Here is a 23,176-nt window from a genome sequence, read left to right on the forward strand (position 1 = left end):
TGTCAATTGCTCCTGACTCTACTTAATGACGTAGATGATGTAGAAGAGGATGATCCAGACGATGTCGACGAAGTGCCAGTAGTAGGACACGACGACGGCGGTCGTCTCCTCCTTGTGCGTGAAGTTCTTGACCGCGTAGATGCGGCCGATCACGAGGAGGAAGGCAAAGAGACCCAGGGCGACGTGAATGCCGTGGAAGCCGGTGGCGAGGTAGAACGCGGAGCCGTAGGGATCGCTCGAGAGCGTCACTCCCTCGGACACGAAGACCGCGTACTCGTAGGACTGGCCAGCAACGAAGGTGGCGCCCATGAAGAACGTGAGGTAGAACCATTCGACGGTTCCCCACTTCGCCGGGCTCCAGCCGGTGCGTCGCGGCTGCATCCGCTCGGCGGCGAACACGCCTGCCTGAGCGGTGAAGGACGAAAGCACCAGGATGGACGTGTTGATAAGCGCAAAGGTGAAGTTGTGCTTCGAGGTCTGTTCGGCCCACAACTCGGGATTCATTGCCCGGAGTGTGAAGTAAATCGCGAACAGGCCAGCGAAGAACATGACCTCGCTGCCGAGCCACACGATCGTGCCTACGGCGACGCCGTTCGGTCGCTTCACCGCGGGCACGGCTGACTTGGTATTCATAGTGGTCGTTGTCACCCTTCCATTATGGCTGAAAGTTTGGTGTGGATTTTCACTGATCCTCGGCGCGCCGAATAATCTGTGGCAAATACCGTTACAGCCTACCCCGCTTGCTCACGTTGATGGACCACTTCGCCCGGGGCGCGGCGTGTCGTCACTAGGATTGTCTCATGACTGATGATCGGACCTGGCCTGCAATCCTGTCGACGCTTCTTGCGGGAGAGGACCTCAGTGTCTCCCAAGCAGAGTGGGCGATGGCCCGGTTTATGCGGGGAGAGGCGACCGATGCCCAGGTTGGCGGTTTTCTCGTCGCGCTGCAGTCCAAGGGCGCCACGGTCGAGGAAGTGATCGGCTTCCGCGACGCCATTCTTGAGGAAGCTTTGCCCATAAAGTTGCCCATTATGTCCCTTGACATTGTGGGAACCGGGGGAGATCGCTTCGGAACCGTCAATATTTCGTCGATGGCCTCGATCGTCGCGGCCGCAGCGGGCACTCCCGTGGTGAAGCACGGCAACAAGGCCGCGAGTAGCCTGTCGGGCTCGTCCGACGTCTTCACGTCCCTCGGCGTGAATCTCCAGCTCACGCCGGATCAGCTCACCCGCGCCTTCGACGACTCAGGCATCGCGTTCGTCCACGCCGCCCAGTTCCTGCAGGGGTTCAAGCACGTTGCCGCACCGCGCGCCGAACTCGGCATCCCGACGGTGTTCAACTTCCTCGGTCCCCTCTGTAACCCGGTGCGGCCCGAAGCCTCGGCGCTTGGCGTCGCTGATCTCGACCGCGTGCCCACGTTTGTTGGTGTGTTCCGGCTGCGCGGGGCCTCGGCGCTCGTCTTCCGCGGCGACGATGGCCTTGATGAACTGACCACGACCGGCCACTCCCGCATCTGGGAGGTCAGCCGCGGTGGTCTGACCGAGCATGACCTCGAGCCGCGCGACCTCGGCATTCCACGAGCTGACATTTCTTCGCTGATCGGCGGGACTCCCGAAGAAAATGCGGATGTTGTTCGGCGTGTCCTGGGTGGCGAGAGGGGCCCGGTGCGCGACATCGTGCTGCTCAACGCGGCGGCGGGGCTCGTCGCGTTCGATATTGCGTCCCAGCCCGAATCTGTGGAGGTGCCGCTACTCAAGCGCCTCCGCGACAAGCTCGACCTCGCAGAGTCAGTCATCGATTCCGGCGCGGCAGAGGCGAAGCTGCAGGCGTGGGTCACCGCGACGCAGAACGCGGCAGCGACGGCATAACCAGCCGGCTCGACCGCCGTCGAGCTACGCGGCTCGTGCGGCGGCGATAAACCGCTCAATGCGCTCCGGGCTTTTCACGCCCGGAGCGCTTTCAATTCCGCTCGACACGTCGACCCCTCCAGGCAGCGCGGCCCGGATGGCGTCGGCCACGTTGTCGGGGTCCAGGCCGCCGGCGAGCAGCCACGCTGAGCCGAGCTCGGCGCCGGCGATGAGGCGAAGGTCCCAGGGCTCGCCGGAACCCGCGACGGCGCTGTCCACGAGCAACCGCTCCTCGCCGTAGTCGCCGAAGCGGAGCGCGGGGGTCGTCGCCAGGCTCGCCGCGCGCCACACGCGGGGGTGGATCGCCGCAGCGTCCGCGAACTCGGCCGCCGAATAGCCCCCGTGGAGTTGCAGCACGTCGAAGCCGAGGCGGCGCGCCGTTGTGGCCGCCTCGACCGCTGGCATCTCCCTGACCACGAGCACGGTGTCGATCGCCGGGTTCGCGGCGCGTGCCGCTGCGATGACCGCGGTCGCCTGCTCGGGGGTCGCGTGGCGGGGGCTGGGCTCGCTCATGACGACGCCCACGGCGTCCGCGCCGCGCTCGGCGGCGAGAGTCGCGTGCTCGGGAATGCGCAGGCCGCAGATCTTCACGTACATTCCGGCAATTGTAGCTGGCACCCGCCGGTGAGGTGCGGGGGAGTCGCAAGGAACCGTTCATGGCCCGTTCATGGGCCAGGGTCATTCCGTCCATGTGGGTGCAGAACCATGGACACTGCGCCCACGGAGTGTGGGCCGCGAACCCCCGAAAGGCACCAGTGAGCGCACCACCCGCGATGATTTTTGACTTCGACGGCACCGTGTCCCTTGGAGACGGACCCGTGCTCGCGTACGCCCAGGCCGTCGCCGACGGCAGCGGCAGCGATGAGTTCCTGCCCGCGGTGCGCGAGCACATGGCGCTGGCGGACGGCGCCTACATTGACGGCTACGACCTCGTTCGCGGGGTCGCCCTCGAATGGGGCATCGCCGCGTCAGCGCTCGCTCAGGCGTATCTCGCTAGCCGGGAGCTGCTTGCGACGCCGGCGGCGCCGGTCGCGGCGCCCGCGGGGCTCGCCGAGTTTCTGGAGCGCGCGCCTGCCGAGCGGATCCTGCTCACGAACGCGCCGGAGATCCGGATCGAGGCGGCGCTCGACGCGCTCGGCCTCCGCGGCGCGTTCGACGCCGTCATCACGAGCGCGGGAAAGCCTGCAGGGATCTCCGACCTGCTCGACAGGCTCGGGCCCGAGCGCCGCGTGCTCAGCGTCGGGGACGTCTGGCAGAACGACCTCGCCCCGGTGCATGCCCGTGGGCATGCGACGGCGCTTGTCGGAAGCCACGCGCAGCCCGATGCGCGCCCCGACTACGCGGGACCCACCGTGACCGAGCTGCTGCCCGCCCTCCGCGCCTGGCTTGACGGGCGCTAGCCGCGCCGGCCAAACCGCGCCGCGCTCGCTCCGCGCCCACTCCGTGTCTCACCATCGCCCATCCTCCGTGTCACCCACAGATCACTCATTGAAAGGGACTTCCATGTCTAGGTCACGTTTCCACACCACAGCGCTGCGCGCCGCCTCGATCGGCGCACTCCTCACCGTCGGCCTCGCGGGCTGCTCCGCGGCGGGCGAGGCAGACGCCGACGCGTCCGCCGAGGCCGCAGCACCCGCCGCCGATCCGACGTCGCTGGTGCTCGCGCTCGTGCCGTCCCAGGACCAAGACGGGCTCGTCGATACCGCCGCGCCGCTCACCGATTTCCTCAGCGAGGAGCTCGGCATCGAGGTGACCGGTGTGGTCTCGAAGGACTACCAGGCCGCCGTCGAGGCCATGGGTGCGGGGCAGGCGCAGATCGGGTTCTTGCCGTCACTTCAGCTCTGGCAGGCGAACGACATGTACGGCGCCGAGGTCGTGCTTCAGACGGAGCGCAACGGGAACATCACCTACCCGGCGCAGTTCATGACGAACACCCCCGATAAGTACTGCGCAGACACCCCCGTCGAGCGTGACGGCAAGCTGTTCTGCAACGGCGCGGACGCGCTGACGGGGCCAGCGGGACTCGACGCGATCGAGAAGATGAAGGGGGCGAAGGTCGCGGTGCTCGGCCCGGGCTCGCCTGCCGGCTACATCTACCCGATGCTGGCCCTGCAGGAGGCAGGGTTCAACATCGACGCCGACATTCAGCAGGTGCCTGTCACCGCGAACGACGCCTCCGTGCTTGCGGTCTACAACGGTGATGCCGAGGTGGGCTTTAGCTTCTGGGACGCGCGTGACATCGTCGCGAAGGACACGACTGACGTCGGCCAGAAGGTTGTCGTCTTCGCAATGACCGAGGAGATCCCGAACGACGGGGTCGCGCTGTCGAAGGATCTCTCACCCGAGCTGCAGCAGCGGATCACGGACGCGCTCGAGGCCTTCTCGAACACGCCGGAGGGCTCGCAGATTCTCGAGAGCATCTACTCGATCACGAAGCTCGCCCCCGCCAACCCCGAATCCCTCGACGTCGTCGCCCGCGCAGCAGAGGCGCTCGGCCTCCAGTGAGCACGCAGGTGAGGCGGCCGGGAGCTGCCGCCGGGGTGGGGGCGGAAGACGCCTCCACCCCGTGGGGGATCGCGCTCGAGGGTGTCACGGTGCGCTATCCGAACGGCACCGTCGGGCTGAACAACGTCTCGCTCGACATTCCGCCGGGCTCGATGGTGGCGATCGTCGGCCTGTCGGGGTCGGGGAAGTCCACCCTGATTCGAACGATCAACGGGCTGGTCCCTGTCAGCTCGGGCGTGCTGCGCGTTGGCGGTGCGACGGTGAGCGCGGCGCGGCCCGGGGCGCTTCGCGCGCTGCGCGGGGAAATTGGGATGGTGTTCCAGGGGTTCAACCTTGCCGGACGGGCCTCGGTGCTCCAGAACGTGCTCGTGGGGAGACTCGCGCACACCCCGCTGTGGCGGACCCTCCTCGGTGCGTACCGTCCCGCTGACCGGGAGATCGCCTACGAAGCCCTCGACAGCGTCGGGATCCTGCACAAGCTGTATGCGCGCGCGTCCGACCTCTCGGGCGGGCAGCAGCAGCGGGTCGCCATTGCGCGTGCGCTCGCGCAGCAGCCCAAGATTGTGCTCGCCGACGAGCCCGTCGCGAGCCTCGACCCGCCGACCGCGCACGGCGTGATGCGGGATCTTCGCCGCATCAACACGGAGCGCGACCTCACGGTCCTCGTCAACCTGCATCTGCTCGATCTCGCCCGCGAATATGGGGTGCGCATGATCGGAATGCGGGCGGGCGAGGTCGTCTACGACGGCCCGGCTGCGACCGCGACCGACCGCGACTTTGAGCGCATCTACGGTCGCGCGATCGGCGCGGCAGACAGCCTCGGCGGGGACGCGTCCCGCGAGCGGGGCGTGCAGTGACCGCACTCGCGCTCCCAGAGAAGCCCCGCGGTGCGTGGCGCGGGCCGGCAATCGCCGCCGCGATCCTCCTCGCGACCGTCGTGATGTGCCTGCCAGGGATCGGGATCGGGGCCGACCTCGGCGCGATCGCACGAAACTGGCAGAACGGCGCGGACAAGATCTTCAAGCTGCTCCAGCCCGACTGGAGCTTCTTCCCGCGGACGATCGCGCCCTTCGCCGAGACCCTCCAGATGGCCGTGATCGCGACCGCCGTGGGCGCCGGCATCTCGCTGCCGCTGAGCTTCCTTGCCGCGCGCAACACGGCGCCGAACGCGCCGACCCGCATCGCGGTGCGCGCGATCCTGAACGTCGTGCGCGCGGTGCCCGACCTGCTGTATGCCGCGATCCTCGTCGCGATGGTCGGCGTTGGCGCCCTCCCGGGCATCCTCGCCCTCGTGCTCTTTAACGTCGGCATTCTCGTGAAGCTGGTGTCCGAAGCGATCGACACCAACGACGTCGGCCCGCTGGAGGCTGGCCGGGCGGTCGGCGCGACGCCGACCCAGATCAATCGAACCCTCGCGCTGCCGGACGCCTGGCCGGCGTTCGCGAACCAGACGCTCTACGTGTTCGAGCTCAACGTGCGTGCTTCGACGGTGCTCGGTCTCGTCGGCGCTGGCGGCCTCGGCCTCCTCATCGACGCCGTGCGCACGTTCTATCGCTACGACCAGCTCTCGCTCATCATCCTGGAGATCCTCATCATCGTGATTGCGCTTGACGCCCTGAGCTCGGCCATCCGCAGGAGGCTCGTATGACGGGCCCGATCCCGCGCCGGCCGCGGCGCCCGGCCCGTGCGCTCGCGTGGGGGTGCGTGACGGCAGCGGTCGTCCTCGCGTTCTGGTCGATCGAAGTGAACTGGCAGCGACTCGCGGACCTGCCGGCCGAGGTCCTGCGGTACCTCTGGCTGATGTTCTCCTCGCCGAACTGGGAGAAGCTGCCTGAGGCGCTCTGGCAAACGTGGCGGAGCATCGAGATGGCCTGGGTTGGCACGGTGCTGTCGATCCTCATCGCAACGCCTCTGAGCCTCGTGGCCGCGCGCGGCTTCGGTCCGGCGTGGCTCCGGTGGCTCCTGCGCGGCATGTTCTCGCTCATCCGCGCGGTCCCCGAGATCATCATCGCGATCGTTATCCTGTCGGTGACGGGCCTCACGCCGTTCACGGGCGCGCTCGCGCTCGCGGTCAATGGCGTCGGCACGCTCGGCAAATGGGGGTACGAGGCCGTCGAGGCGGTGCCGGCAGGCCCCATTGAGGCTGCCCGTGCGGCTGGCGGCGCCACATCCGAGGTGCTTCGCTGGGGCGTGTGGCCGCAGGCGGCTCCCGCGTTCTGGTCCTTCTGGCTGTACCGGTTCGAGATCAACGTCCGCTCGTCGGCCGTGCTGGGGCTCATCGGGGTCGGCGGCATCGGCGACATGCTGACGTCGTACACGCAATACCGCGAATGGTCGACCGTGGGAGTGCTGCTGCTTGTCGTCGTCGCCGCGACGGCGCTCGTCGACGCCGCGTCTGGCGCGATCCGTCGCCGGATCACCGAGGGAGGAACCATCAGTGTCGCTGCATGACGAGGCCGGGGGATTCGCTCCCGGCGCACAACCAACGGCGCGGGCAGCCGCGATGACCCACGCGCTGCACCCCAGCGAACGCCAGGTGGTCGAGCTGCTGCTCGCGCACGCCGAGGCGGCGATCGAGTGGACCGCCCAGGAGGTCGCCGAGCGCGCCGGGGTCGGGCGCACGACCGTGCTGCGCGCCTGCCAGTCGCTCGGGTACCGCGGGTATCCGCAACTCCGGGTCGCCCTCGCCGCCGAGCTCGCCGGCGCCCGGGCTCAGGCCGGTCGGCTGGGGGCGGGAACGCCGCACGGAGGCGTGCTCGCGGAGATTGCCGCGGATGTCGCCGAGTCGGCCAGGGCGCTGAGCTCGAGCACCGGCATGCTCGACGAGCGCAGCGTCACCGCCGCCGTCGCCGCGATCTCGACGGCCGGGCGCGTGCTCGTCGTCGCGAACGGCCTGTCGTCGGTCGTCGCGTCGGCGCTCTCAATGCGCCTCACCTCCCACGGCAGGCACGCCGAGTTCATCGCCGACTCGCTCGCGCAGCAGATCGCCGCGCGCAATCTCGCGAACGGCGACGTGTGTATCGTCGTGTCGGGATCCGGGGCAAACGATGCCAGCCTGGCTGGAGCGTCGGCGGCTGCCGCGGCCGGGGCGAACGTGATCGCGATCACCTCGTTTGCCGCCTCGGCGCTCACGGAGCTCGCGTCGCTCGCCCTCGTGATCGCCCCGGCCGGAGTGACGTTCCGCCACGAGCTCGAGCACGCGTCGCGCGTCTCGCTCATGCTGTTTGCCGAGGTGCTCGTGCGCGCGGTCAGCCGGGCGACGGGGGATCCGGCGCGGAGCGCGCGTGCCCACTCCCTCGAGGTGATCTCGGAGCATCTCGAAGACAAGTAGGGCGCGGTCGGGGACGCGCGTCGGCGCGCCGCGTGGTGCGCTCCGCGCGGTTCCCGCCGTGCTCGGCCCGCCGCGGTCTGCCCGCCGCGCTAGCGATCCCCGTCCGGGGCGGCAGTACCGGTGTCGTCGTCTGGGGTCTGCGGATGCTCGTCGCCTGTGGCCGCGCCGTGGCGGCCCGACGACGCTGGGGGAGCCGGCTCCGAGGGCTTCTCGCCGACGACGAGCGAGGCATCGCCCGACGCCGTGTTGCCCGGCCGCTCGGGCCCCTTGGGCTGGATGCGGCCTGGCTCGAGCGTGCGCTGCACGTCGTCGGGGGTGACCCGTTCGATCGGGCCGGTCGTCGCGTCGACGTACCAGTCGGTGAGCGCCGGGTCGCTGCTGTCGAAGCCCGCCCCGGCGCCCTCGTCCGCGGGGACCTCGCTCGTGCCGAACACGAAGTCGTCGCCGTACTCGTCGATTCCGCGGCGCACGCCCTGCGCAATCGCGGCGCGCGCGTACTTGCGGCGAATGATGTAGGGGTCCGTCTGAAGGTCGCGCGCCCACGCGACCATGATCCCCATCACGATGAACGCGAACGGCAACGCCGACACGACCATGAGCGATTGCAAGCCGGAGAGGGCGTTGCGCCCGCCCGCCAGCAGCAGCGAGATCGCGATGAGGCTGAGGAGCAGTCCCCAGAGGATCGTCACCCATTTCGACGGCTCGGGTCGCCCTCCCTGCGACATCGACGCCATCACGATCGAGGCGGAGTCGGCGGCCGTCACGAAGAACACCACGACGGCGACCATCGCGATGATCGACGTGACCATCGCGAACGGCAGCCGCTCGAGGACCCGGAACAGGACCTCCTCGCCCGAGCCACCGGTCTGCAGGTCCTCGCCGCCGAGGGTCATCGAGATCGCCGTACCCCCGTAGACAACGAACCAGGCGATGACGATCGCCGACGGCACGAGCACGACCGTCGTCACGAACTCTCGGAGCGTGCGGCCGCGCGAGATCTTCGCGATGAACATGCCGACAAAGGGCGTCCACGACACCCACCACGCCCAGTAGTAGGTGGTCCAGCTCGCGAGGAACTCGGCCGTCTCCGGGCCCTGGTTCGGGTTGCGCGAGAGCATTGTCGGCAGCTGGCCAAGGAATTCGACGAGCGACGCGGGCAGGAAGTTGAGAATGAAGATCGTCGGGCCCGCGATGAGCACGAAGAGCCCGAGGGCGCCAGTGAGGATCATGTTCAGGTTCGAGAGCCGCCGGATGCCCTTCTTCACGCCGGACACTGCGGACGCGATGAAGAGCGAGGTGAGGATCGCGATCGCTCCGACGAGGAACGTGTTGCCCATCGGGCCGAGGCCCGTGACCATCTGGAAGCCGCTCTCGATCTGCAGCGCCCCGATCCCGAGCGAGACCGCGGTGCCGAACAGCGTCACGATGATCGCGAAGATGTCGATGATGCGGCCCAGCACGCGATGGCTGCTGCCTGGGAACACCGGCTCAAACAGCGCGGAGATGAGCGGCGCCCGGCCGCGACGATACGCGCTGTATGCGATCGCCCCGCCGACGAGCGCGTAGAACGCCCAGGCGATCGGCCCCCAGTGGAGCACGGTTTGGGCGAGCGCGGGAAGCGCGGCATCGGCGGAGCCCGGCGCCGCCGTCACGCCGGGCGCGGGCGACAGGAAATAGGTGAGCGGCTCGAGCGGCCCGTAGAACAGTAGGCCAATGCCGAGGCCCGCGGCGAAGAGCATCGACACCCAGGAGGCGGTGGAGAACTCCGGCTGCTCGTCGTCCGCGCCCAGGCGGATGCCGCCGGTGCGACCGTACCCCACGACAAGCATGAAGAGCGCGACGGCGATTGCGAGGGCGCCAAACATCCAGCTGAAGTGCTCGGTCACCCACGCGAGCGATGCCGCGCCAACGTCTGCGAGCGTGTCGGGCGCGGCGAACGCCCATGCGATGACGGCGACGGTGAGGGTGAAGGCCGTTCCGAGCACGACCTTGTTCGTCGGGAAGCTCAGGCCGGTCTGCTCGACTCCGATACCGGGGAGCAGGCCGGGGTGTGGCAGGGGAGGAGGTGTCGGCTCGACGATCTTGCGCGAGCGGGAGCCTGGAAGCTCTGAGTGTGGCATAGCGCTGAGTGTCTCCTTTGCTCCGCCTGGGCAGCGGCCGAGGGGTTCCTCTCCTAAAACTACTGTTCGCGCGCCTCGCTGGGTAGAGCCAATCGGCAGCGGGGCTTCGGCTACATCTGTGTGGCAATGCGTGGTGCGGGTGAACATGCGGTGTCGCCGGGGCGTCGAACGGGGCGCTCTCGCGGGCCGGTGCGACACTGTGTGCAGGAGCAAACGAGGGGAGTGGCGCGTGGTGGAGCTGACCGGGCAAAGCCCTCGACCGCCTATCGCCGTGGCCGGAGAAGTATTCAGCACGTTTCTCCGGCTTGGGCTCGTCTCGTTTGGTGGGCCGACTGCGCACATCGGCTACTTTCACACCGAGTTCGTCGAGCGGCGGGCGTGGCTCTCGGCAGAGGCATTCGGAGAGCTCGTTGCGTTGTGCCAGACGCTGCCCGGGCCGGCCTCGAGCCAGCTCGGCTTCGCGATCGGTCTGCGCCGAGCGGGCGCGCTCGGGGCGATGGCCGCCTTCGTCGGGTTCACGCTGCCCTCGGCCGCGCTCATGGTCGCCTTCGCTTACGGGGCACAGGTCCTCGAAAGTCCAATCCTCAACGGCGTCGTGGCCGGCCTCATGGCGGTCGCCGTCGCGGTCGTCGCGCACGCGGTCGTTGGTATGGCACGCGCCCTCCTCGCCGGATGGATCGCCTGGCTGCTCGCTGCCGGTGTGGCGATCGTTCTCCTCGGGGGGAGCGCGTTGGGGTGGGGCGGCACACTGATTCAGCCGGCGTTCATCGCGCTCGGTGCCGTCGTTGGCTGGGTGGGCTTCGGTCGCGGCGTGTCTGGGGGTGGGGCTGGTTCCGACGGGACCGACACGTCAGGCACGTCCGACGCGGCAGCGCGCTCGGAGCAGTCGGAGCAATCGGAGCGCCCGGAGCAATCGGGGCGCCCGGAGCAGTCGGAGCACCCGGCGCCGCGGGCGGTGCAGCCGGTCGGGGGTCGCGCGCGCGGCGCCGTGCCCGTTGGGGCTGGTGTCGCCTGCCTCGTGACGCTGCTCGTGGTGCTCGTTGCAGCGCCGGCGTTCCGCGCAGCGGAGGGGAGCGGCGTGGGGGCCCTGGTCGACGTGTTCTCACGGGCAGGCGCGCTCGTCTTTGGTGGCGGCCACGCGGTGCTGCCGTTGCTCGAGGCGGGCACCGTGCAATCCGGGTGGTTGTCGCCAGGAGAGTTCCTCGCCGGATACAGCCTGGCGCAGGCGGTGCCCGGTCCGATGTTCAGCCTCGCGGCGTACCTGGGGGCGCTCGCGGATGCCGGCCCGGGGGGAATGGCAGGCGCGATCATTGCGGTGCTCGCGATCTTCGCGCCAGGGTTTCTGCTGCTTGTCGGGGTATTGCCGTTCTGGGATGCGCTGCGGCAGCGGTCGAGCTTCGCCGCCGCCGTCAAGGGTGCGGGCGTGGCGGTTGTGGGGATCCTCGCCGCGGCGCTCGTGCACCCAATTGCCACGGGCGGGCTCACGAGTGTCTGGGCGGCGCTGCTCGCGGCGCTCGGGTTCGGGATGCTGTGGGTGAAGGCGCCGCCGTGGCTCGTCGTCCTCCTGGGTGCCGCGGTCGGTACGGTTGCCGCCGTGGCCGGTTGGGAGTGAGTCCCGCTGGACGAGAGCGCCTCCTGGGCCGGGCCACGTCAACTGCCTTGACGGGTGAGGTCAGGGGCGTTGGGGAGACCCTTCCCTACGCGAGCTGACATAATATAGATTATCACGAACTGTGGCGGTGTGGCCGAGAGGGGCGCGATCGGCGCTACGTATGTCATCGGCGCTACGTATGTCATCGGCGCAACGTATGTCCCGCAGGCGCCGGGTGTGCATTGTTTCTGCTGATCCCAGACGCATCGACGGGAACTCTCTAGGCTGGGACGGCTCCTGCGGTTGGCCTGTCGAGCCGGGCGGTCCACGACAGGACGGGCCCGCCGTCGCGGCCCAGAATCGTGCCGATCGCCTCGCCGGTGTCGGTGAAGCCGCTCCGCTCAATCGTCCGCCGCGACCCGATGTTGCCAACGCGCGCCTCCCACAGCACCGCCTCCACGTTCGTTCTGGCGAAGGCTGCCTCGGTCACGAGATCGACGCAAGCTGACATAATCTTCTGCCCGCGGTGGGGCTCCCCGAGCCAGTATCCGAGCATGCCGCTCGGCAACCGGATGCTGATGACCCCAAGCACGGGGCCATCGGCTTCGCGTCGGATCGCCCACGTCCACTCCGAGCCGTTCGCCCAGGCCTGCGGCGCGTACTCCGAGATGAACGACTCGGCGTCAGCGAGTGTGTAGGGCCACGGGGTCGCCATGAACTCTTCAAAGATCGGGTCCGCACAGTACCGCGCGACGTCAGGCGCATCGGCGGGCCGAAGCTGATTGAGAGTGAGCCCACTCCCCTGCAGTTCGAACGGTTCCACGGCTGGCTATCCTCCCTTGGGTGAGTGCGCAAGCACTGCGAGCCGCAGCAACGAGTGCGCGGCAAGCAGCGAGAGGCCGATGCAGCCGGCCTGCCCGGCGTTCAGCATCATGTCGGTGCTCCCAGACTGCCAGGCGATCAGCGTGAGCACAATGGCGATGCCAGCGGCGAGCCAGCCGGCGAGCGCGAGACCAATCGATGCCGTGCGCAGCAGCCACACCCCGGACGGGCGCTGCAGCGGGGTCAGGAGCGTGACAGCCGCAAAGCCCGCGCCGGCGAGCGCAAGCGCCCCGAGAACGTCGCTTGGGCGGTGCCAGCCGTACGCGAGAAGCTGCCAGCTCACCACGCTCAGTAGCACCGCTCCCCCGACCGCTGCAAACGCTTGGATGCGCCGCGGGAACGCGAAGATCGCGGCCCCGACGACTGTCGCAAACACTGTCATGTGCCCGCTGGGGAATGTGTTCTCCGCAGCGAGGGTGAGGAAGTCGGGTCGCCCGAGCACCTCAGACTTCAGGAGCTGGGAGGCGACGATCGCGATGGCCGGGACCAGTGTCACCGTCAACGCGCGCCCAATTCCATGCACCCACAGGGCGACAAGCCCGAGCGCGACCAGCGCGACGCCGATAGCGAAGGGCGAGACCAAGCTGAGGGGCGCCGGCGGATGGGTGTTGAACTCGGAGCCCGCGAGCACGTGATCCTCCACGGCCTGGCCAGTGGAACTCAGGACGCCGAAAATGTACGCGCCCGCGCCGATGATGAGCCAGAACAGCAGAATCCAGAGGACCCGCAGCCGCCGGTGAGCGGTCGACGCGACGGGAATGCTCACGCCGGAGCCTCACCGACGAGATGCGACTGAGCGCGAGCGGAGTCGCCCGCCGGACGCTTGGCGCCCGCTCGCTGGTCCCCCGTGCGCACCGCCCACATCGCGAGCGCCGCCGCGGTCGCGACGTTCAGCGAATCGACGCCGTGCTCCATCGGGATGAGCACGGTGCGGGCCGCAGACGCGAGCGCACGCCGAGACAGCCCAGGCCCCTCCGTGCCGAACATGAGAGCGAGACGCTCCGGCAGATCCTCGACGAAGTCCGCGAGGTCCTCGGCGTCGTCCCGCAGCGCGAAGGCGGTGAGGTCGTACCCGAGCTCGCGAAACAGCGGGCCCGCCTCGCGCCAGTCTGGGAGGCGCGCCCACGGCACCTGCAGCACAGCGCCCATGCTCACGCGAACCGCGCGGCGGTAGAGCGGATCGGCGCAGCCTGGGGTGAGTAGTACGGCGTCGGCGCCGAGCGCCGCGGCCGACCGGAACACAGCGCCGACGTTCGTGTGGTCGGCGAGGTCTTCGAGCACGACGACGCGAGACGAGGCCCGCAGCAGGTCTGCCGGGTCGAGCGGCTCGGGGCGGTGCATTGAGGCGATCGCCCCGCGGTGCATGTTGAAACCGGTGAGCTGCTCCAGTTGCTCGGGCGCTCCGATGTAGACCGGCACGTCTGGGTACGCCTCGAGGAGCGGCCCGACGCGTTCGAGCCACTCGGCGACCATGAGCAGCGCCCGCGGCCGGTGCCCGACCCGCAACGCGCGTTCGATCACCTTCGGCGACTCGGCGAGGTAGAGCCCCTCCGCCGGTTCCCGCACGCGCCGCAGCGCGACGTCGGTGAGCTGCGTGAAGTCGGCGAGCTCGGGGGAAGCAATGTCATCGATGTGGATGATTCTCACGCGCTTGTCTCCGAGGCTGTGGCAGGGACAGCCTGCAGAAATTGTGCGATGCGCTCGACGGTGTCTCGGACCGCCTCATAATGCACGAGGTGCCCAGTGCCGGGAAGAATGAGAAGCTCCGCGTTTGGGATCATCCGCTGCAGATCGAGTTGCTTCGCGAGCGGGGTGATATCGTCCCGCTCCCCCGCGATGATGAGCGTCGGCATGTCGTAGGCGGCCGCGTGCTCGGCGACGGTGTGCGAGACGGAGGCGCGGAAGGCCTCGAGGAGCGAACGTGAGTCCGAGAACGACGAGAAGTACCGGTCGTGCTGGTCATGGATCCAGGCGCGCAGCTCTCGGTCACGGGTCTTCGCCATCACCTCGCTCATGCCGCGCACGATGAGCGTGTTGCCGAGCAGTCCCTTCGCGGCGCGCTCCGGCAGCGCGTTGGCGATGCGGTAATACGCGATCGCGAGCTGGGTGAGGACGGCCTGCGGCCCCTCGAGCGCGGGCGCGGAAATCGGGTTGATGAGGATCGTGCGCGTGGAGTCGGCCCCCTGGGCGAGCGCCGAGCTGACCACGAGAGAGCCGAAGGAGTGCCCGAGGATGATGGCGCCCTGCGGCGCGACCTCGCGACTGAACGCCACCAGCCACTCGCCAAACGCGGCGAGATCGTGGGTGCGCCCCGGGAGCGCCGGGGTCTGACCAAATCCAGGGAGGTCGGGCACGTGGAACGCGAAGCCCGGTGCTGTCGCGGCAAGCCCCGCGGCGATGCCCTGGAGGCCGTGGTGGTCGCCCCGGAATCCGTGGACGAGGATCACGGGGGCTCCTGCGGGGTCGCCAAAGATCCAGTCTCGGGTATCTACGCCGAGCGTGGGGATGAGGTGGGGCGGGTGTTCTGGCACAGAGTAGATGCTACCTGGCGCAGGCTGGCACTCCTCTGCACACGCGCCGGGGGCACGCTGGAAGCCGCGGACGCCCCTCCCGGGGCCTGCGCGGCTGTCGCGCAGCGGCCCGGCCTCGCTACTATCGATACAGGCGAAAGGATCACAGTGAACGACTCACTCCCCCTCTGGGCAGCCCAGCTTGCGGTGTTCGACACCGAGACGACAGGCGTCGAGACAGACACCTCGCGCATCGTGAGTGCGACGCTCGCGATTCTCGGCGAGAACGGCGAGATCACCGAACGCTACGACTGGCTGCTGAACCCCGGCGTCGAGATTCCCGATTCTGCGGTGCGGGTGCACGGGATTACGACGGAGGTTGCGCGCTCAAGCGGCATCGATGCCGCCGTCGGCATCGCTCAGATCACCGAACGCATCGCGCAACTCATCGAGCGCGGCCTCCCACTGGTCGTCTACAACGCGCCGTACGACCTGTCGCTGCTTGCGGCCGAGCAGCGGCGCTACGGCGTTGCGGGCGCGGCGATCGCGCCGGTGCTTGACCCGCTCATCATCGACAAGCAGCTCGACCGCTTCCGCAAGGGCAAGCGCACGCTCGTTGCGGTGTCGGAGCACTACGGGGTCGAACTCGGCAACGCCCACGACGCGGGCGAGGATGCGATCGCCTCGGGCAAGGTCATGCAACAGCTCGCGCGGAAGTACGCGTCGACGCTGCCCGACGATCTCGAGGCGCTGCACGCCGCGCAGGCGGAATGGGCACGCGCCCAGGCCGAGAACTTCCAGGACTACATGCGGCGTGTGCGCGATCCGAATTTCGTTGCCGACGGGGCGTGGCCGATCCGGAGCTAGCGTGACGGGCGGCGGCGCGACACTCGCGTCGCCGCCGCAGAATAGCGAACGGGCGGGCGATCCAGTGAGGATCGCCCGCCCGTTCGCGGATTCAGGCTGCTTACGCGCCGAATGCCTTGAAGCGCTGGTTGAACTTCTCGACGCGGCCGGCCGAGTCCATGATGCGCTGCTTGCCCGTGTAGAACGGGTGCGAAGCGCTCGAGATTTCAACGTCGAGTACCGGGTAGGTAGCGCCGTCGAGCTCGATGGTCTTGTCGCTCGTGAGAGTCGAACGCGTGAGGAAGGTCTCCCCCGACGCAAGGTCGCGGAACACGATGGCGTTGTACTCGGGGTGAATCTCGGTCTTCATGACTGTCCTTCGATAATGTTGCGTCTCGCTGTTTCGGCGGAATGGCCGAACGCAGAAGTCTTGCGGCGTCACCGCACCAAGGATCAATATTAGCAGATCGAATCGGCTCGTGCCGACCTTGGGGCGTGTTGGGAACCGCGTGTCGGATGAAAAAGTGGCTAGTGAGCGGCTGCGCGAGCCGTCGCAGCGTACCGGCCGCCCGACTCGGTGAGCTCGAACGGCATGCCGAACGTCGCTTCGAGGTTCTCCGCGGTCAGGGTCTCGGCGATCGGTCCCGCCGCCTGGACGGTGCCACCGTTGACGAGCATCACGTGCGTGAACCCTGGCGGGATCTCCTCGACGTGATGGGTGACCATCACCATTGCCGGCGAGTACGGCGACTGCGCGAATCCTGACAGCATCTGCAGCAGGCGCTCGCGGGCGCCGAGGTCGAGGCTCGCGCTCGGCTCATCGAGCAGCAGCAGTTCAGGATCGGTCATCACGGCGCGCGCGATGAGGGTGCGCTTCCGCTCGCCATCAGAGAGCGTCCCGAACGGCTGATCGGCGAGCTCAAGCAGATCCCACTCCGCGAGTACGCGATCCGCCTGGCGCACGTCGATCGCGTCGTACTCCTCGTTCCAGCGCCCCTCGACAGAGTAGGCCGCGGTGAGGACGACGTCGCGCACAAGCTCGTTCGGCGGGATGCGCCGCGCGGTCGCGCTCGACACGAAGCCCAGGCGCGCGCGCAACTCGAAGATGTCGACCTTGCCGAGGCGATGCCCGAGCACGTCGACGGTGCCCGTCGTCGGGAAATCGTTCGCCGTGACGAGCTTCAGGATCGTCGTCTTGCCCGCACCGTTCGGGCCAAGAATAACCCACCGTTCGCTGTCGTCGACCTGCCAGTTCACGCTGTCAAGAATCGGTCGGCGATTGCGAATGTAGCTCGCGTCGGTGAGGCTCAGCACGGTCGTCATGACCCTAAGCCTATCTCTAGACTGGTGCCATGAGCGTTACCCCACTCGTCGTTCTCGACTGCGATTCCACGACCATCCAAGACGAGGTCATTGAGCTCCTCGCCGACGCGGCAGGCACGCGCGAACTCGTCGCCGAGGTGACCGAGCGGGCGATGCGCGGCGAGCTCGACTTCGCCGAGAGTCTTGCCGAGCGGGTGGCCACCCTGACCGGGACGCCGGAGGCCGTGTTCGGGCAGGCGTACGCGCGGGTGCGCCTCTCCCCCGGTATCCGTGAACTCATTGCGGCGGTGCACGAGCGTGGCGGCAAGGTCGGGGTCGTGTCTGGCGGATTCCACGAGGTGCTCGACCCGATTGCTGAGGATCTCGGTCTCGACTTCTGGCGAGCGAATCGGCTCGAAGTCGCCGATGGCGCGCTCACCGGCCGCACCGTTGGTCCGGTGATCGACGCGGAGGCGAAGGCTGTGGCGCTCGCCGAGTGGGCCGAGGCGAGCGGAATCCCGCTCTCGGCGACCGTCGCGATCGGCGACGGCGCGAACGACCTCAAGATGATGGCTGTCGCAGCGATCGGTGTCGGCTACAACGCGAAGCCGATCGTCCGGGAACAGGCCGACGTGTCGATCGAGGGCGACCTCGGTCAGGCGATCCCGCTGCTGGATCGCCTGACCTAGGCCCGGGCGTCGCGGGGCTAGTGCCCCATGCCGAGGCCGCCATCGACGGGGATCACGGCGCCAGAGATGTAGGCCGCGTCGTCGCCGGCGAGGAACGATGCCGCGCCGGCAATCTCTGCGACCTGGCCGAACCGGGCCGCGGGGATCGACGCGAGGTACTGCTGCTGCTGTGCCTCGGGAAGCACCGCCGTCATGTCGGTGTCGATGAATCCCGGCGCGATGACGTTCGCGGTGATGCCGCGACCGCCGAGCTCGCGGGTGAGCGACCTGGCGAAACCAACGAGCGCCGCCTTCGACGAGGAATAGTTGATCTGTCCCGCCGAGCCGTAGAGGCCCACAACCGAGGAGATGAGGATCACGCGGCCGAAGCGCTGCTTGAGCAACCCCTTGGACGCGCGCTTCACGACACGGAAGGTCCCCGTGAGGTTCGTGTCGATAACCTCGGTGAAGTCCTCCTCCGACATGCGCAGGAGCAGGGTGTCGCGCGTGATGCCGGCGTTCGCGACGAGGACCTCGACGGAGCCGAGCTTCTCCTCGACCTCGGTGAAGGCGCGGTCGATCGACGCGGAATCGGTCATCTCGGCGCGCACGGTGAGCGCGCCCTCCGGCCCCTCGCCGGAGCGGGAGGTGACTGCCACGCGGTGGCCGTCCGCGATCATGCGCTCCGCGATGGCGTAGCCGATGCCGCGGTTGCCGCCGGTGATGAGGACGGTGCGTGGGGTGATGCTTGCGTTCATGTCGATCAGCCTAGCGAATGGCGCATGTCGCCTGAACGCGAGACTGCGGCGATCCTCAGGCAGCACCCGCCCCAACGACGTAAACTGATGGCTGTTGTAAATGAGGGAGCCGATGCCAAGAAAGAGCGGCGAGACGCCGAGCTACAGGGTGACCTCGGCCGGGGTGAACCCGACCGAGGATCGAGCTCACCGCATGAAGATGTACTTCATCGCGATGACGCTCCGGCTCGCCTGCGTGCTGTCGCTCTTCTGGGTGACGGGCTGGTGGCTCGTCTTTCCTATTGTGGGGGCGATCGTGCTCCCCTGGTTCGCCGTGATGGTGGGCAACGCCGTCGCCTACGGCGGCGAAGAGACAGTGGCGGCGCCAGACCCGCTCGAGCTGTCCCCCGGCGACACGGCCGAGCCGGAGACGCCGCACGAGCCGGAGGCGGCGAGCGAGTTGCTCATTGTCGACGTCGACCCCGTGCGACGGTCGTCGACGCCTCCGCCGAGCGCCCATCAAGCCTCCGAGGAGGAGACCGCGTGACATTTTCAGGCTTGAGCCTCGGCGCGCCGCTCGAACACCAACACACGTGTTCTCGGGCCGGCTGCCGCGACGAGGCCGCGTGGGCGCTCGTCTGGCGCAACCCAAAGATTCACACCCAGGATCGCCGGAAGACCTGGCTCGCGTGCGACGAACACCGCGAGGTTCTCGCCGCATTTCTCACCGACCGGAGCTTCCCGCTGCAGGTCTTGACCGTAGGAGAGCTCGATGACTGAGGCGCGCGTTGGCTGGTCGTTCCTGTATTCGAAGCGTTGGATTGGGTACTTTGCGCTGCTCGTTGTGTTCGCGATCGCGTGCGTGTATCTCGGCAACTGGCAGTTTGATCGTCGGGCGCAGGCCCGCGACGAGATCTCGCGGATCGACCGCAACTACGGCGCCGATCCCGTCCCGATCGCCGAAGCGCTGCCACACCCGACGGATTTCGATATCGACGAGCACAAGTGGCTGACAGTCACGCTCGAAGGCAGCTACGAGGACTCGGCCGTGCTGTCGCGCAACCGCCCGGGGCCCGACGGCGTCGGCGCTGACATCATCGTGCCGTTCCGCACGACCGACGGCAAGGTCTTCTTCGTCGACCGCGGCTGGGTTGCCGCGAGCGGCACCGACATCGAGGACGCGTTCGCGACGCTGCCGCAGCCTCCCGCCGGCACGGTCGAGGTCGTGACCCGGCTCCGCGCGAGCGAACCCGAGGTTGACGGCCGCAGCTCGGCCGGCCGGACCGTCGCAAGCATCAACGTCCCGGAGATCGCCGAGGTCACCGGCGTGCAGGGTGAGGTGTACTCGGGGGCGTACGGCATGCTCGTGTCCGAGACGCCTGCCGCCGAGCACGGCGTGCTCCCGCCGAAGCCCGAGCGCGACGAGGGCCCGCATCTGTCGTACGCGCTGCAGTGGTATGTGTTCATCCTCATCGCCGCCATCGGTGTCGCCTATGCCGCGCGGCAGGAGTACAAGAACCTCAACGCGGGCAGCGACGAGGTTCGCGAGATGGAGGAGAAGTCGCACGCGCGCAAGCGGCGGCGCGGCCCGAGCGACGCGGACGTGGAGGATGCGCTGCTCGATGCCTAGCGAGCACACGTCCCCGCGCGGCGGCGTCGCGCGCTCGCAACGTCGCCGCGTTCCCGCCGGGGTCGCCGTCGGCGCGGCGCTCGCGGCCCTCAGCGTGCTTGTCGGCTGCGCGCCCGAGCCCGATCCCGCGGCAACACGCAACGCCCTCACCGAGGTCACGTCCGAGCCAGTCGCCCCCGACGTCGTCGACGAGTACAGTGCGAGCGAACACCCCGACCCGATTGTCGAGCCGCTCGACTGCACCCCCTACCTCATCGTCACGGCCCGCGGCACGGGCGAGCCGAGCCGCAAGCAGCTCCTCGGCCCCGTGGCGCGGGCCATTGAGGAGGCACGCCCCGACGAGACGCTGCGGCTCGACCTCGACTACCCCGCGGATACCGAGATCAACGCTGGGGCGACGCTCGGCGCCCGGACGCTGATCGACACCCTCAACGTGCAGGCGGAGGCGTGCCCGGAGCAGCGCACGATCCTGCTCGGCTATTCGCAGGGAGCGCTCGTGATCGGGGACGCACTCGCCGCCCCCGACGCGCGCCTCGTCGGCGCGGCCGTGGGTGAGGTCACCGAGGCCGCTGCCGAGCGGGTGCTCGCCGTCGTGCTGTACGGCAACCCGCGGTTTGTGGGCGCCGACCCAACGGGCTACGGCAGCTTCTCCCCCGACGTGAACGGGCTGCTCCCGCGCCCGCCAGGCAGTTTTACGCCGTACGAGGGGCGCATGCGGGACTACTGTGTCGCGGACGACTTCATCTGCCAGTCGACGCTGTCGGTCGAGGAGGCGGGCCACGTCGCCTACTACGACAACGGCATGCAGGCGGACGGCGCCGCGTACGTCATCACCAGGCTCGGCCCGATACCGAAGACCGACGCCGCCGAGAAGCGGGGCGACGCCGAGCGACGAGCCGACGAATCCGAGACGCGAGACGATGCACCCGCCGACGTGCGCGAGCGCGCGGCCGCCGAGGGCGAGTCCTAGGCGAGCTCGATGAGCTCGAGGTACTCCTTCGACCAGTGATCCTCGGTGCCCTCGGGCATGATGAGCACGCGCTCGGGATTCAACGCTTCGACGGCTCCGGGGTCGTGCGATACGAGCACGACCGCGCCGGTGAAGTGGGCGAGGGCGTCGAGAATCTCGAGGCGGCTTGCAGGGTCGAGGTTATTCGTCGGCTCGTCAAGCAGCAGCACGTTCGCGCTCGACACGACGAGCTTCGCGAGCGCCAGTCGGGTCTTCTCGCCGCCCGAGAGCACCCCCGCCGGCTTCAGCACGTCGTCGCCGGTGAACAGGAAGGAACCGAGCACCTTGCGCGCCTCCGTCTCGGTGAGGTGCTGCGACACGGAGACCATGTTCTGCAGCACGCTCGCCTTCACGTCGAGCGTCTCGTGCTCCTGCGCGTAGTAGCCGACCTTCAGGCCGTGGCCCGCGACGATCGTTCCCGTGTCTGGCTCGTCAACCTGCGCGAGGATGCGCAGCAGCGTCGTCTTGCCCGCGCCGTTGAGCCCGAGGATGACGACCTTCGAGCCGCGGTCGATCGCGAGGTCGACGCCCGCGAAGATCTCAAGCGATCCGAACGACTTCGAGAGTCCCTCAGCCATGATCGGCGTCTTGCCGCACGGCGCGGGGTCCGGGAAGCGGAGCTTCGCGACCCGATCCACCTGGCGCTCTTCCTCGAGGCCCGCGAGCATCTTGTCGGCGCGCGCGACCATCTGGTGCGCAGCCGCAGCCTTGGAGGCCTTCGCGCCGAAGCGCGCGGCCTGATCCTTCAGGGCGGACGCCTTCTTCTCGACGTTCGCGCGCTCCTTGCGGCGGCGTTCCTCGTCGGCGGCGCGCTGTCGCTGGTACAGCTTCCAGCCCATGTTGTAGACGTCGATGACCTGCCGGTTCGCGTCGAGGTAGAAGACGCGGTTCACCGTCTCCCCCACGAGGTCGATGTCGTGCGAGATGATGATGACGCCGCCCTTGTAGTTCTTCAGGAACTCGCGGAGCCACACGATCGAGTCGGCGTCGAGGTGGTTCGTCGGCTCATCGAGGATCATGGTGTCGGCGTCCGAGAACAGGATCCGCGCGAGCTCGATGCGGCGGCGCTGGCCGCCGGAGAGCGTCTTCAGGGGCTGGTCGAGGATCCGGTCGGGCAGGCCGAGGTTGTGCGAGATTGACGCGGCCTCTGCCTCGGCCGCGTACCCGCCGAGCGCCTGGAACCTGTCCGTGAGGTTCCCGAACCGCTTCATCGCCTTCTCGGCGATCTTCGGGTCGTCCGACCCCATCTCCTCGGAGGCCTTCGCGATGTTCTTGTTCAGGGTCCCGAGACCGCGCGCGTCGAGGATCCGGTGCCGCGCGAGCTGCTCGGGATCGCCGGTGCGCGGATCCTGTGGCAGGAATCCGAGCTCGCCGGTGACCTTGATCGACCCCTCGGCGGGCTGCAGCTCCCCCGACAGGGTGCGCGTGAGCGTGGTCTTGCCGGCACCGTTTCGACCGACGAGCCCGATCTTGTCCCCCGGGTGCACACGGAATGAGACCTCGCCCATGAGGCGGCGCGCGCCAACGTCGATGGCGAGATCTTCTACAACAATCACGGGTACGCTCCTGAACTGGGTCGGCCCGGCGTTCGCAGGGCAACCTATCCAGTCTACCCGAGTCGGCGTCACCGCATCTCTGAGGGCGAACTGCGCTGCACCGCGCCCCCGAGACGCGAAAAACGGGTGCCGCCAGAACCGTGAAGTTCTGGCGGCACCCGTCCTCGAACGCGACGATCAGATGTTGAAGCCCAGGGCCCGCATCATCTCGCGACCATCGTCCGTGATCCGCGCTGGCGTCCACGGCGGCATCCACACCCAGTTGATGCGGAACGCGGCGACGAGGCCGTCAAGCGACTCGGCGATGTCGTTCTCGATCACGTCGGTGAGGGGGCAGCCCGCGCTCGTGAGCGTCATCGAAATGACGAGCGCGTCGTTCTCCTCGTCATACGCGAGATCGTAGATGAGGCCGAGGTCGACGATGTTCACACCGAGCTCGGGGTCGGAGACGTTCTTCAACGCCTCGACTGCCTGCTCCCGGAAATCAGGATCGATCGACACGGGGGCCGAGGCGACGGCGGTCGCCGCCTCCGCTCCCGTCTCAGTGGTGGTCTCTTCACTCATACGAGTAGCCTACGCCCT

Annotated in this window: 26 protein-coding genes; 14 read left to right on the forward strand and 12 right to left on the reverse strand. The window is 68.4% G+C overall.

Annotation, left to right across the window (positions count from 1 at the left end; translation table 11 throughout):
* Positions 1 to 18 precede the first annotated feature (18 nt).
* Positions 19 to 633, reverse strand: a complete 615-nt coding sequence (ctaE, locus tag BJ960_RS07440) for an aa3-type cytochrome oxidase subunit III (RefSeq protein ID WP_121071906.1) — start codon at positions 631 to 633, stop codon at positions 19 to 21.
* Between the two features lie 167 nt (positions 634 to 800).
* Here ctaE and trpD point away from each other — a divergent pair, with 167 nt between their 5' ends.
* On the forward strand, positions 801 to 1,868 hold the full coding sequence (gene trpD, locus BJ960_RS07445) for an anthranilate phosphoribosyltransferase (RefSeq protein ID WP_185986824.1): 1,068 nt from the start codon (positions 801 to 803) through the stop codon (positions 1,866 to 1,868).
* A 24-nt stretch (positions 1,869 to 1,892) separates the two neighbouring features.
* Here the strand turns inward: trpD and BJ960_RS07450 are convergent, their stop codons facing one another.
* The gene (locus BJ960_RS07450) at positions 1,893 to 2,504 is read right to left on the reverse strand and encodes a phosphoribosylanthranilate isomerase (protein ID WP_185986825.1); all 612 of its coding nucleotides are present in this window, start codon (positions 2,502 to 2,504) and stop codon (positions 1,893 to 1,895) included.
* A gap of 158 nt (positions 2,505 to 2,662) precedes the next feature.
* Here BJ960_RS07450 and BJ960_RS07455 point away from each other — a divergent pair, with 158 nt between their 5' ends.
* The 6 genes from BJ960_RS07455 to BJ960_RS07480 all read left to right on the forward strand — a co-directional run bounded on the left by BJ960_RS07455 (position 2,663) and on the right by BJ960_RS07480 (position 7,743).
* Complete coding sequence (locus BJ960_RS07455; protein ID WP_307814736.1) at positions 2,663 to 3,307, forward strand: HAD family hydrolase; 645 nt, start codon at positions 2,663 to 2,665, stop codon at positions 3,305 to 3,307.
* A 103-nt stretch (positions 3,308 to 3,410) separates the two neighbouring features.
* A complete protein-coding gene (locus BJ960_RS07460; protein ID WP_185986826.1) occupies positions 3,411 to 4,412 on the forward strand; it encodes a phosphate/phosphite/phosphonate ABC transporter substrate-binding protein in 1,002 nt (333 codons plus the stop codon).
* Between the two features lie 35 nt (positions 4,413 to 4,447).
* Positions 4,448 to 5,269, forward strand: coding sequence for a phosphonate ABC transporter ATP-binding protein (phnC, locus tag BJ960_RS07465; protein ID WP_185988205.1), 822 nt, complete (start codon positions 4,448 to 4,450; stop codon positions 5,267 to 5,269).
* Positions 5,266 to 6,060 (forward strand): phosphonate ABC transporter, permease protein PhnE, encoded by a 795-nt coding sequence (phnE, locus tag BJ960_RS07470; protein ID WP_185986827.1) that lies wholly within the window; start codon positions 5,266 to 5,268, stop codon positions 6,058 to 6,060. Before phnC ends, phnE (BJ960_RS07470) begins: the two co-directional genes overlap by 4 nt.
* Positions 6,057 to 6,863, forward strand: a complete 807-nt coding sequence (gene phnE, locus BJ960_RS07475; protein ID WP_185986828.1) for a phosphonate ABC transporter, permease protein PhnE — start codon at positions 6,057 to 6,059, stop codon at positions 6,861 to 6,863. Before phnE (BJ960_RS07470) ends, phnE (BJ960_RS07475) begins: the two co-directional genes overlap by 4 nt.
* On the forward strand, positions 6,850 to 7,743 hold the full coding sequence (locus BJ960_RS07480; protein ID WP_307814735.1) for a MurR/RpiR family transcriptional regulator: 894 nt from the start codon (positions 6,850 to 6,852) through the stop codon (positions 7,741 to 7,743). Before phnE (BJ960_RS07475) ends, BJ960_RS07480 begins: the two co-directional genes overlap by 14 nt.
* Before the next feature lie 89 nt (positions 7,744 to 7,832).
* Here BJ960_RS07480 and BJ960_RS07485 read toward each other — a convergent pair whose 3' ends face one another.
* On the reverse strand, positions 7,833 to 9,863 hold the full coding sequence (locus BJ960_RS07485) for a BCCT family transporter (protein WP_185986829.1): 2,031 nt from the start codon (positions 9,861 to 9,863) through the stop codon (positions 7,833 to 7,835).
* A gap of 271 nt (positions 9,864 to 10,134) precedes the next feature.
* Between BJ960_RS07485 and BJ960_RS07495 the strand changes: the two genes are divergently transcribed.
* Entirely contained in the window at positions 10,135 to 11,475 is a 1,341-nt protein-coding gene (locus tag BJ960_RS07495) for a chromate transporter (RefSeq protein ID WP_307814734.1), read from the forward strand.
* A 259-nt stretch (positions 11,476 to 11,734) separates the two neighbouring features.
* Here the strand turns inward: BJ960_RS07495 and BJ960_RS07500 are convergent, their stop codons facing one another.
* Genes BJ960_RS07500 through BJ960_RS07515 form a run of 4 tightly spaced genes read right to left on the reverse strand, consistent with a single transcriptional unit; the run spans position 11,735 to position 14,867 of the window.
* Complete coding sequence (locus BJ960_RS07500) at positions 11,735 to 12,277, reverse strand: GNAT family N-acetyltransferase (protein WP_185986830.1); 543 nt, start codon at positions 12,275 to 12,277, stop codon at positions 11,735 to 11,737.
* Positions 12,278 to 12,283: 6 nt separating this feature from the next.
* On the reverse strand, positions 12,284 to 13,102 hold the full coding sequence (locus BJ960_RS07505; protein WP_259125060.1) for a phosphatase PAP2 family protein: 819 nt from the start codon (positions 13,100 to 13,102) through the stop codon (positions 12,284 to 12,286).
* Positions 13,099 to 13,983, reverse strand: coding sequence for a TrmH family RNA methyltransferase (locus BJ960_RS07510; protein WP_185986831.1), 885 nt, complete (start codon positions 13,981 to 13,983; stop codon positions 13,099 to 13,101). Before BJ960_RS07510 ends, BJ960_RS07505 begins: the two co-directional genes overlap by 4 nt.
* Entirely contained in the window at positions 13,980 to 14,867 is an 888-nt protein-coding gene (locus tag BJ960_RS07515) for an alpha/beta fold hydrolase (protein WP_307814733.1), read from the reverse strand. The genes BJ960_RS07510 and BJ960_RS07515 overlap by 4 nt, the downstream gene beginning before the upstream one ends.
* Before the next feature lie 147 nt (positions 14,868 to 15,014).
* Between BJ960_RS07515 and BJ960_RS07520 the strand changes: the two genes are divergently transcribed.
* Positions 15,015 to 15,713 (forward strand): exonuclease domain-containing protein, encoded by a 699-nt coding sequence (locus BJ960_RS07520; protein ID WP_185986832.1) that lies wholly within the window; start codon positions 15,015 to 15,017, stop codon positions 15,711 to 15,713.
* 100 nt (positions 15,714 to 15,813) lie between these two features.
* Here BJ960_RS07520 and BJ960_RS07525 read toward each other — a convergent pair whose 3' ends face one another.
* Both BJ960_RS07525 and BJ960_RS07530 read right to left on the reverse strand, forming a co-directional pair.
* Positions 15,814 to 16,062 (reverse strand): type B 50S ribosomal protein L31, encoded by a 249-nt coding sequence (locus BJ960_RS07525; RefSeq protein WP_121071938.1) that lies wholly within the window; start codon positions 16,060 to 16,062, stop codon positions 15,814 to 15,816.
* A 158-nt stretch (positions 16,063 to 16,220) separates the two neighbouring features.
* Positions 16,221 to 17,015, reverse strand: a complete 795-nt coding sequence (locus BJ960_RS07530) for an ABC transporter ATP-binding protein (protein WP_185986833.1) — start codon at positions 17,013 to 17,015, stop codon at positions 16,221 to 16,223.
* A 29-nt stretch (positions 17,016 to 17,044) separates the two neighbouring features.
* Between BJ960_RS07530 and serB the strand changes: the two genes are divergently transcribed.
* Complete coding sequence (gene serB / locus BJ960_RS07535; protein ID WP_185986834.1) at positions 17,045 to 17,683, forward strand: phosphoserine phosphatase SerB; 639 nt, start codon at positions 17,045 to 17,047, stop codon at positions 17,681 to 17,683.
* A 17-nt stretch (positions 17,684 to 17,700) separates the two neighbouring features.
* Here the strand turns inward: serB and fabG are convergent, their stop codons facing one another.
* Positions 17,701 to 18,420 carry a 3-oxoacyl-ACP reductase FabG gene (gene fabG / locus BJ960_RS07540; protein ID WP_121071944.1) on the reverse strand — a complete coding sequence of 240 codons (720 nt, stop codon included), beginning with the start codon at positions 18,418 to 18,420 and terminating at the stop codon, positions 17,701 to 17,703.
* Positions 18,421 to 18,532: 112 nt separating this feature from the next.
* Between fabG and BJ960_RS07545 the strand changes: the two genes are divergently transcribed.
* Genes BJ960_RS07545 through BJ960_RS07560 form a run of 4 tightly spaced genes read left to right on the forward strand, consistent with a single transcriptional unit; the run spans position 18,533 to position 20,999 of the window.
* Positions 18,533 to 18,946: a DUF3099 domain-containing protein gene (locus tag BJ960_RS07545; RefSeq protein WP_221936286.1), complete on the forward strand. Its 414-nt coding sequence runs from the start codon at positions 18,533 to 18,535 to the stop codon at positions 18,944 to 18,946.
* Complete coding sequence (locus BJ960_RS07550; protein ID WP_307814732.1) at positions 18,943 to 19,179, forward strand: hypothetical protein; 237 nt, start codon at positions 18,943 to 18,945, stop codon at positions 19,177 to 19,179. The genes BJ960_RS07545 and BJ960_RS07550 overlap by 4 nt, the downstream gene beginning before the upstream one ends.
* Positions 19,172 to 20,029: an SURF1 family cytochrome oxidase biogenesis protein gene (locus tag BJ960_RS07555; protein ID WP_185986835.1), complete on the forward strand. Its 858-nt coding sequence runs from the start codon at positions 19,172 to 19,174 to the stop codon at positions 20,027 to 20,029. The genes BJ960_RS07550 and BJ960_RS07555 overlap by 8 nt, the downstream gene beginning before the upstream one ends.
* Positions 20,022 to 20,999 (forward strand): cutinase family protein, encoded by a 978-nt coding sequence (locus tag BJ960_RS07560; protein ID WP_185986836.1) that lies wholly within the window; start codon positions 20,022 to 20,024, stop codon positions 20,997 to 20,999. The genes BJ960_RS07555 and BJ960_RS07560 overlap by 8 nt, the downstream gene beginning before the upstream one ends.
* Here the strand turns inward: BJ960_RS07560 and BJ960_RS07565 are convergent.
* The gene (locus BJ960_RS07565; RefSeq protein WP_121071952.1) at positions 20,996 to 22,594 is read right to left on the reverse strand and encodes an ABC-F family ATP-binding cassette domain-containing protein; all 1,599 of its coding nucleotides are present in this window, start codon (positions 22,592 to 22,594) and stop codon (positions 20,996 to 20,998) included. The two genes, BJ960_RS07560 and BJ960_RS07565, sit on opposite strands and share 4 nt — an antisense overlap.
* Positions 22,595 to 22,771: 177 nt before the next feature.
* Positions 22,772 to 23,158 carry a metal-sulfur cluster assembly factor gene (locus BJ960_RS07570; RefSeq protein ID WP_220663207.1) on the reverse strand — a complete coding sequence of 129 codons (387 nt, stop codon included), beginning with the start codon at positions 23,156 to 23,158 and terminating at the stop codon, positions 22,772 to 22,774.
* Positions 23,159 to 23,176 lie beyond the last annotated feature (18 nt).

It is taken from the genome of Leucobacter aridicollis, from assembly GCF_013409595.1.
Classification (GTDB): Bacteria; Actinomycetota; Actinomycetes; order Actinomycetales; family Microbacteriaceae; genus Leucobacter; species Leucobacter aridicollis.

What these genes read in the sequence shown, in the direction of transcription:
- BJ960_RS07560 (WP_185986836.1), top strand. Translation starts at nt 20,022, where the DNA reads ATGCCTAGCGAGCACACGTCCCCGCGCGGCGGCGTCGCGCGCTCGCAA.
- phnE (WP_185986828.1), top strand. Translation starts at nt 6,057, where the DNA reads ATGACGGGCCCGATCCCGCGCCGGCCGCGGCGCCCGGCCCGTGCGCTC.
- ctaE (WP_121071906.1), bottom strand. Translation starts at nt 633, where the DNA reads ATGAATACCAAGTCAGCCGTGCCCGCGGTGAAGCGACCGAACGGCGTC.
- BJ960_RS07525 (WP_121071938.1), bottom strand. Translation starts at nt 16,062, where the DNA reads ATGAAGACCGAGATTCACCCCGAGTACAACGCCATCGTGTTCCGCGAC.
- BJ960_RS07530 (WP_185986833.1), bottom strand. Translation starts at nt 17,015, where the DNA reads ATGACGACCGTGCTGAGCCTCACCGACGCGAGCTACATTCGCAATCGC.
- trpD (WP_185986824.1), top strand. Translation starts at nt 801, where the DNA reads ATGACTGATGATCGGACCTGGCCTGCAATCCTGTCGACGCTTCTTGCG.
- BJ960_RS07545 (WP_221936286.1), top strand. Translation starts at nt 18,533, where the DNA reads ATGCCAAGAAAGAGCGGCGAGACGCCGAGCTACAGGGTGACCTCGGCC.
- BJ960_RS07450 (WP_185986825.1), bottom strand. Translation starts at nt 2,504, where the DNA reads ATGTACGTGAAGATCTGCGGCCTGCGCATTCCCGAGCACGCGACTCTC.
- fabG (WP_121071944.1), bottom strand. Translation starts at nt 18,420, where the DNA reads ATGAACGCAAGCATCACCCCACGCACCGTCCTCATCACCGGCGGCAAC.
- BJ960_RS07485 (WP_185986829.1), bottom strand. Translation starts at nt 9,863, where the DNA reads ATGCCACACTCAGAGCTTCCAGGCTCCCGCTCGCGCAAGATCGTCGAG.
- BJ960_RS07460 (WP_185986826.1), top strand. Translation starts at nt 3,411, where the DNA reads ATGTCTAGGTCACGTTTCCACACCACAGCGCTGCGCGCCGCCTCGATC.
- serB (WP_185986834.1), top strand. Translation starts at nt 17,045, where the DNA reads ATGAGCGTTACCCCACTCGTCGTTCTCGACTGCGATTCCACGACCATC.
- BJ960_RS07555 (WP_185986835.1), top strand. Translation starts at nt 19,172, where the DNA reads ATGACTGAGGCGCGCGTTGGCTGGTCGTTCCTGTATTCGAAGCGTTGG.
- BJ960_RS07570 (WP_220663207.1), bottom strand. Translation starts at nt 23,158, where the DNA reads ATGAGTGAAGAGACCACCACTGAGACGGGAGCGGAGGCGGCGACCGCC.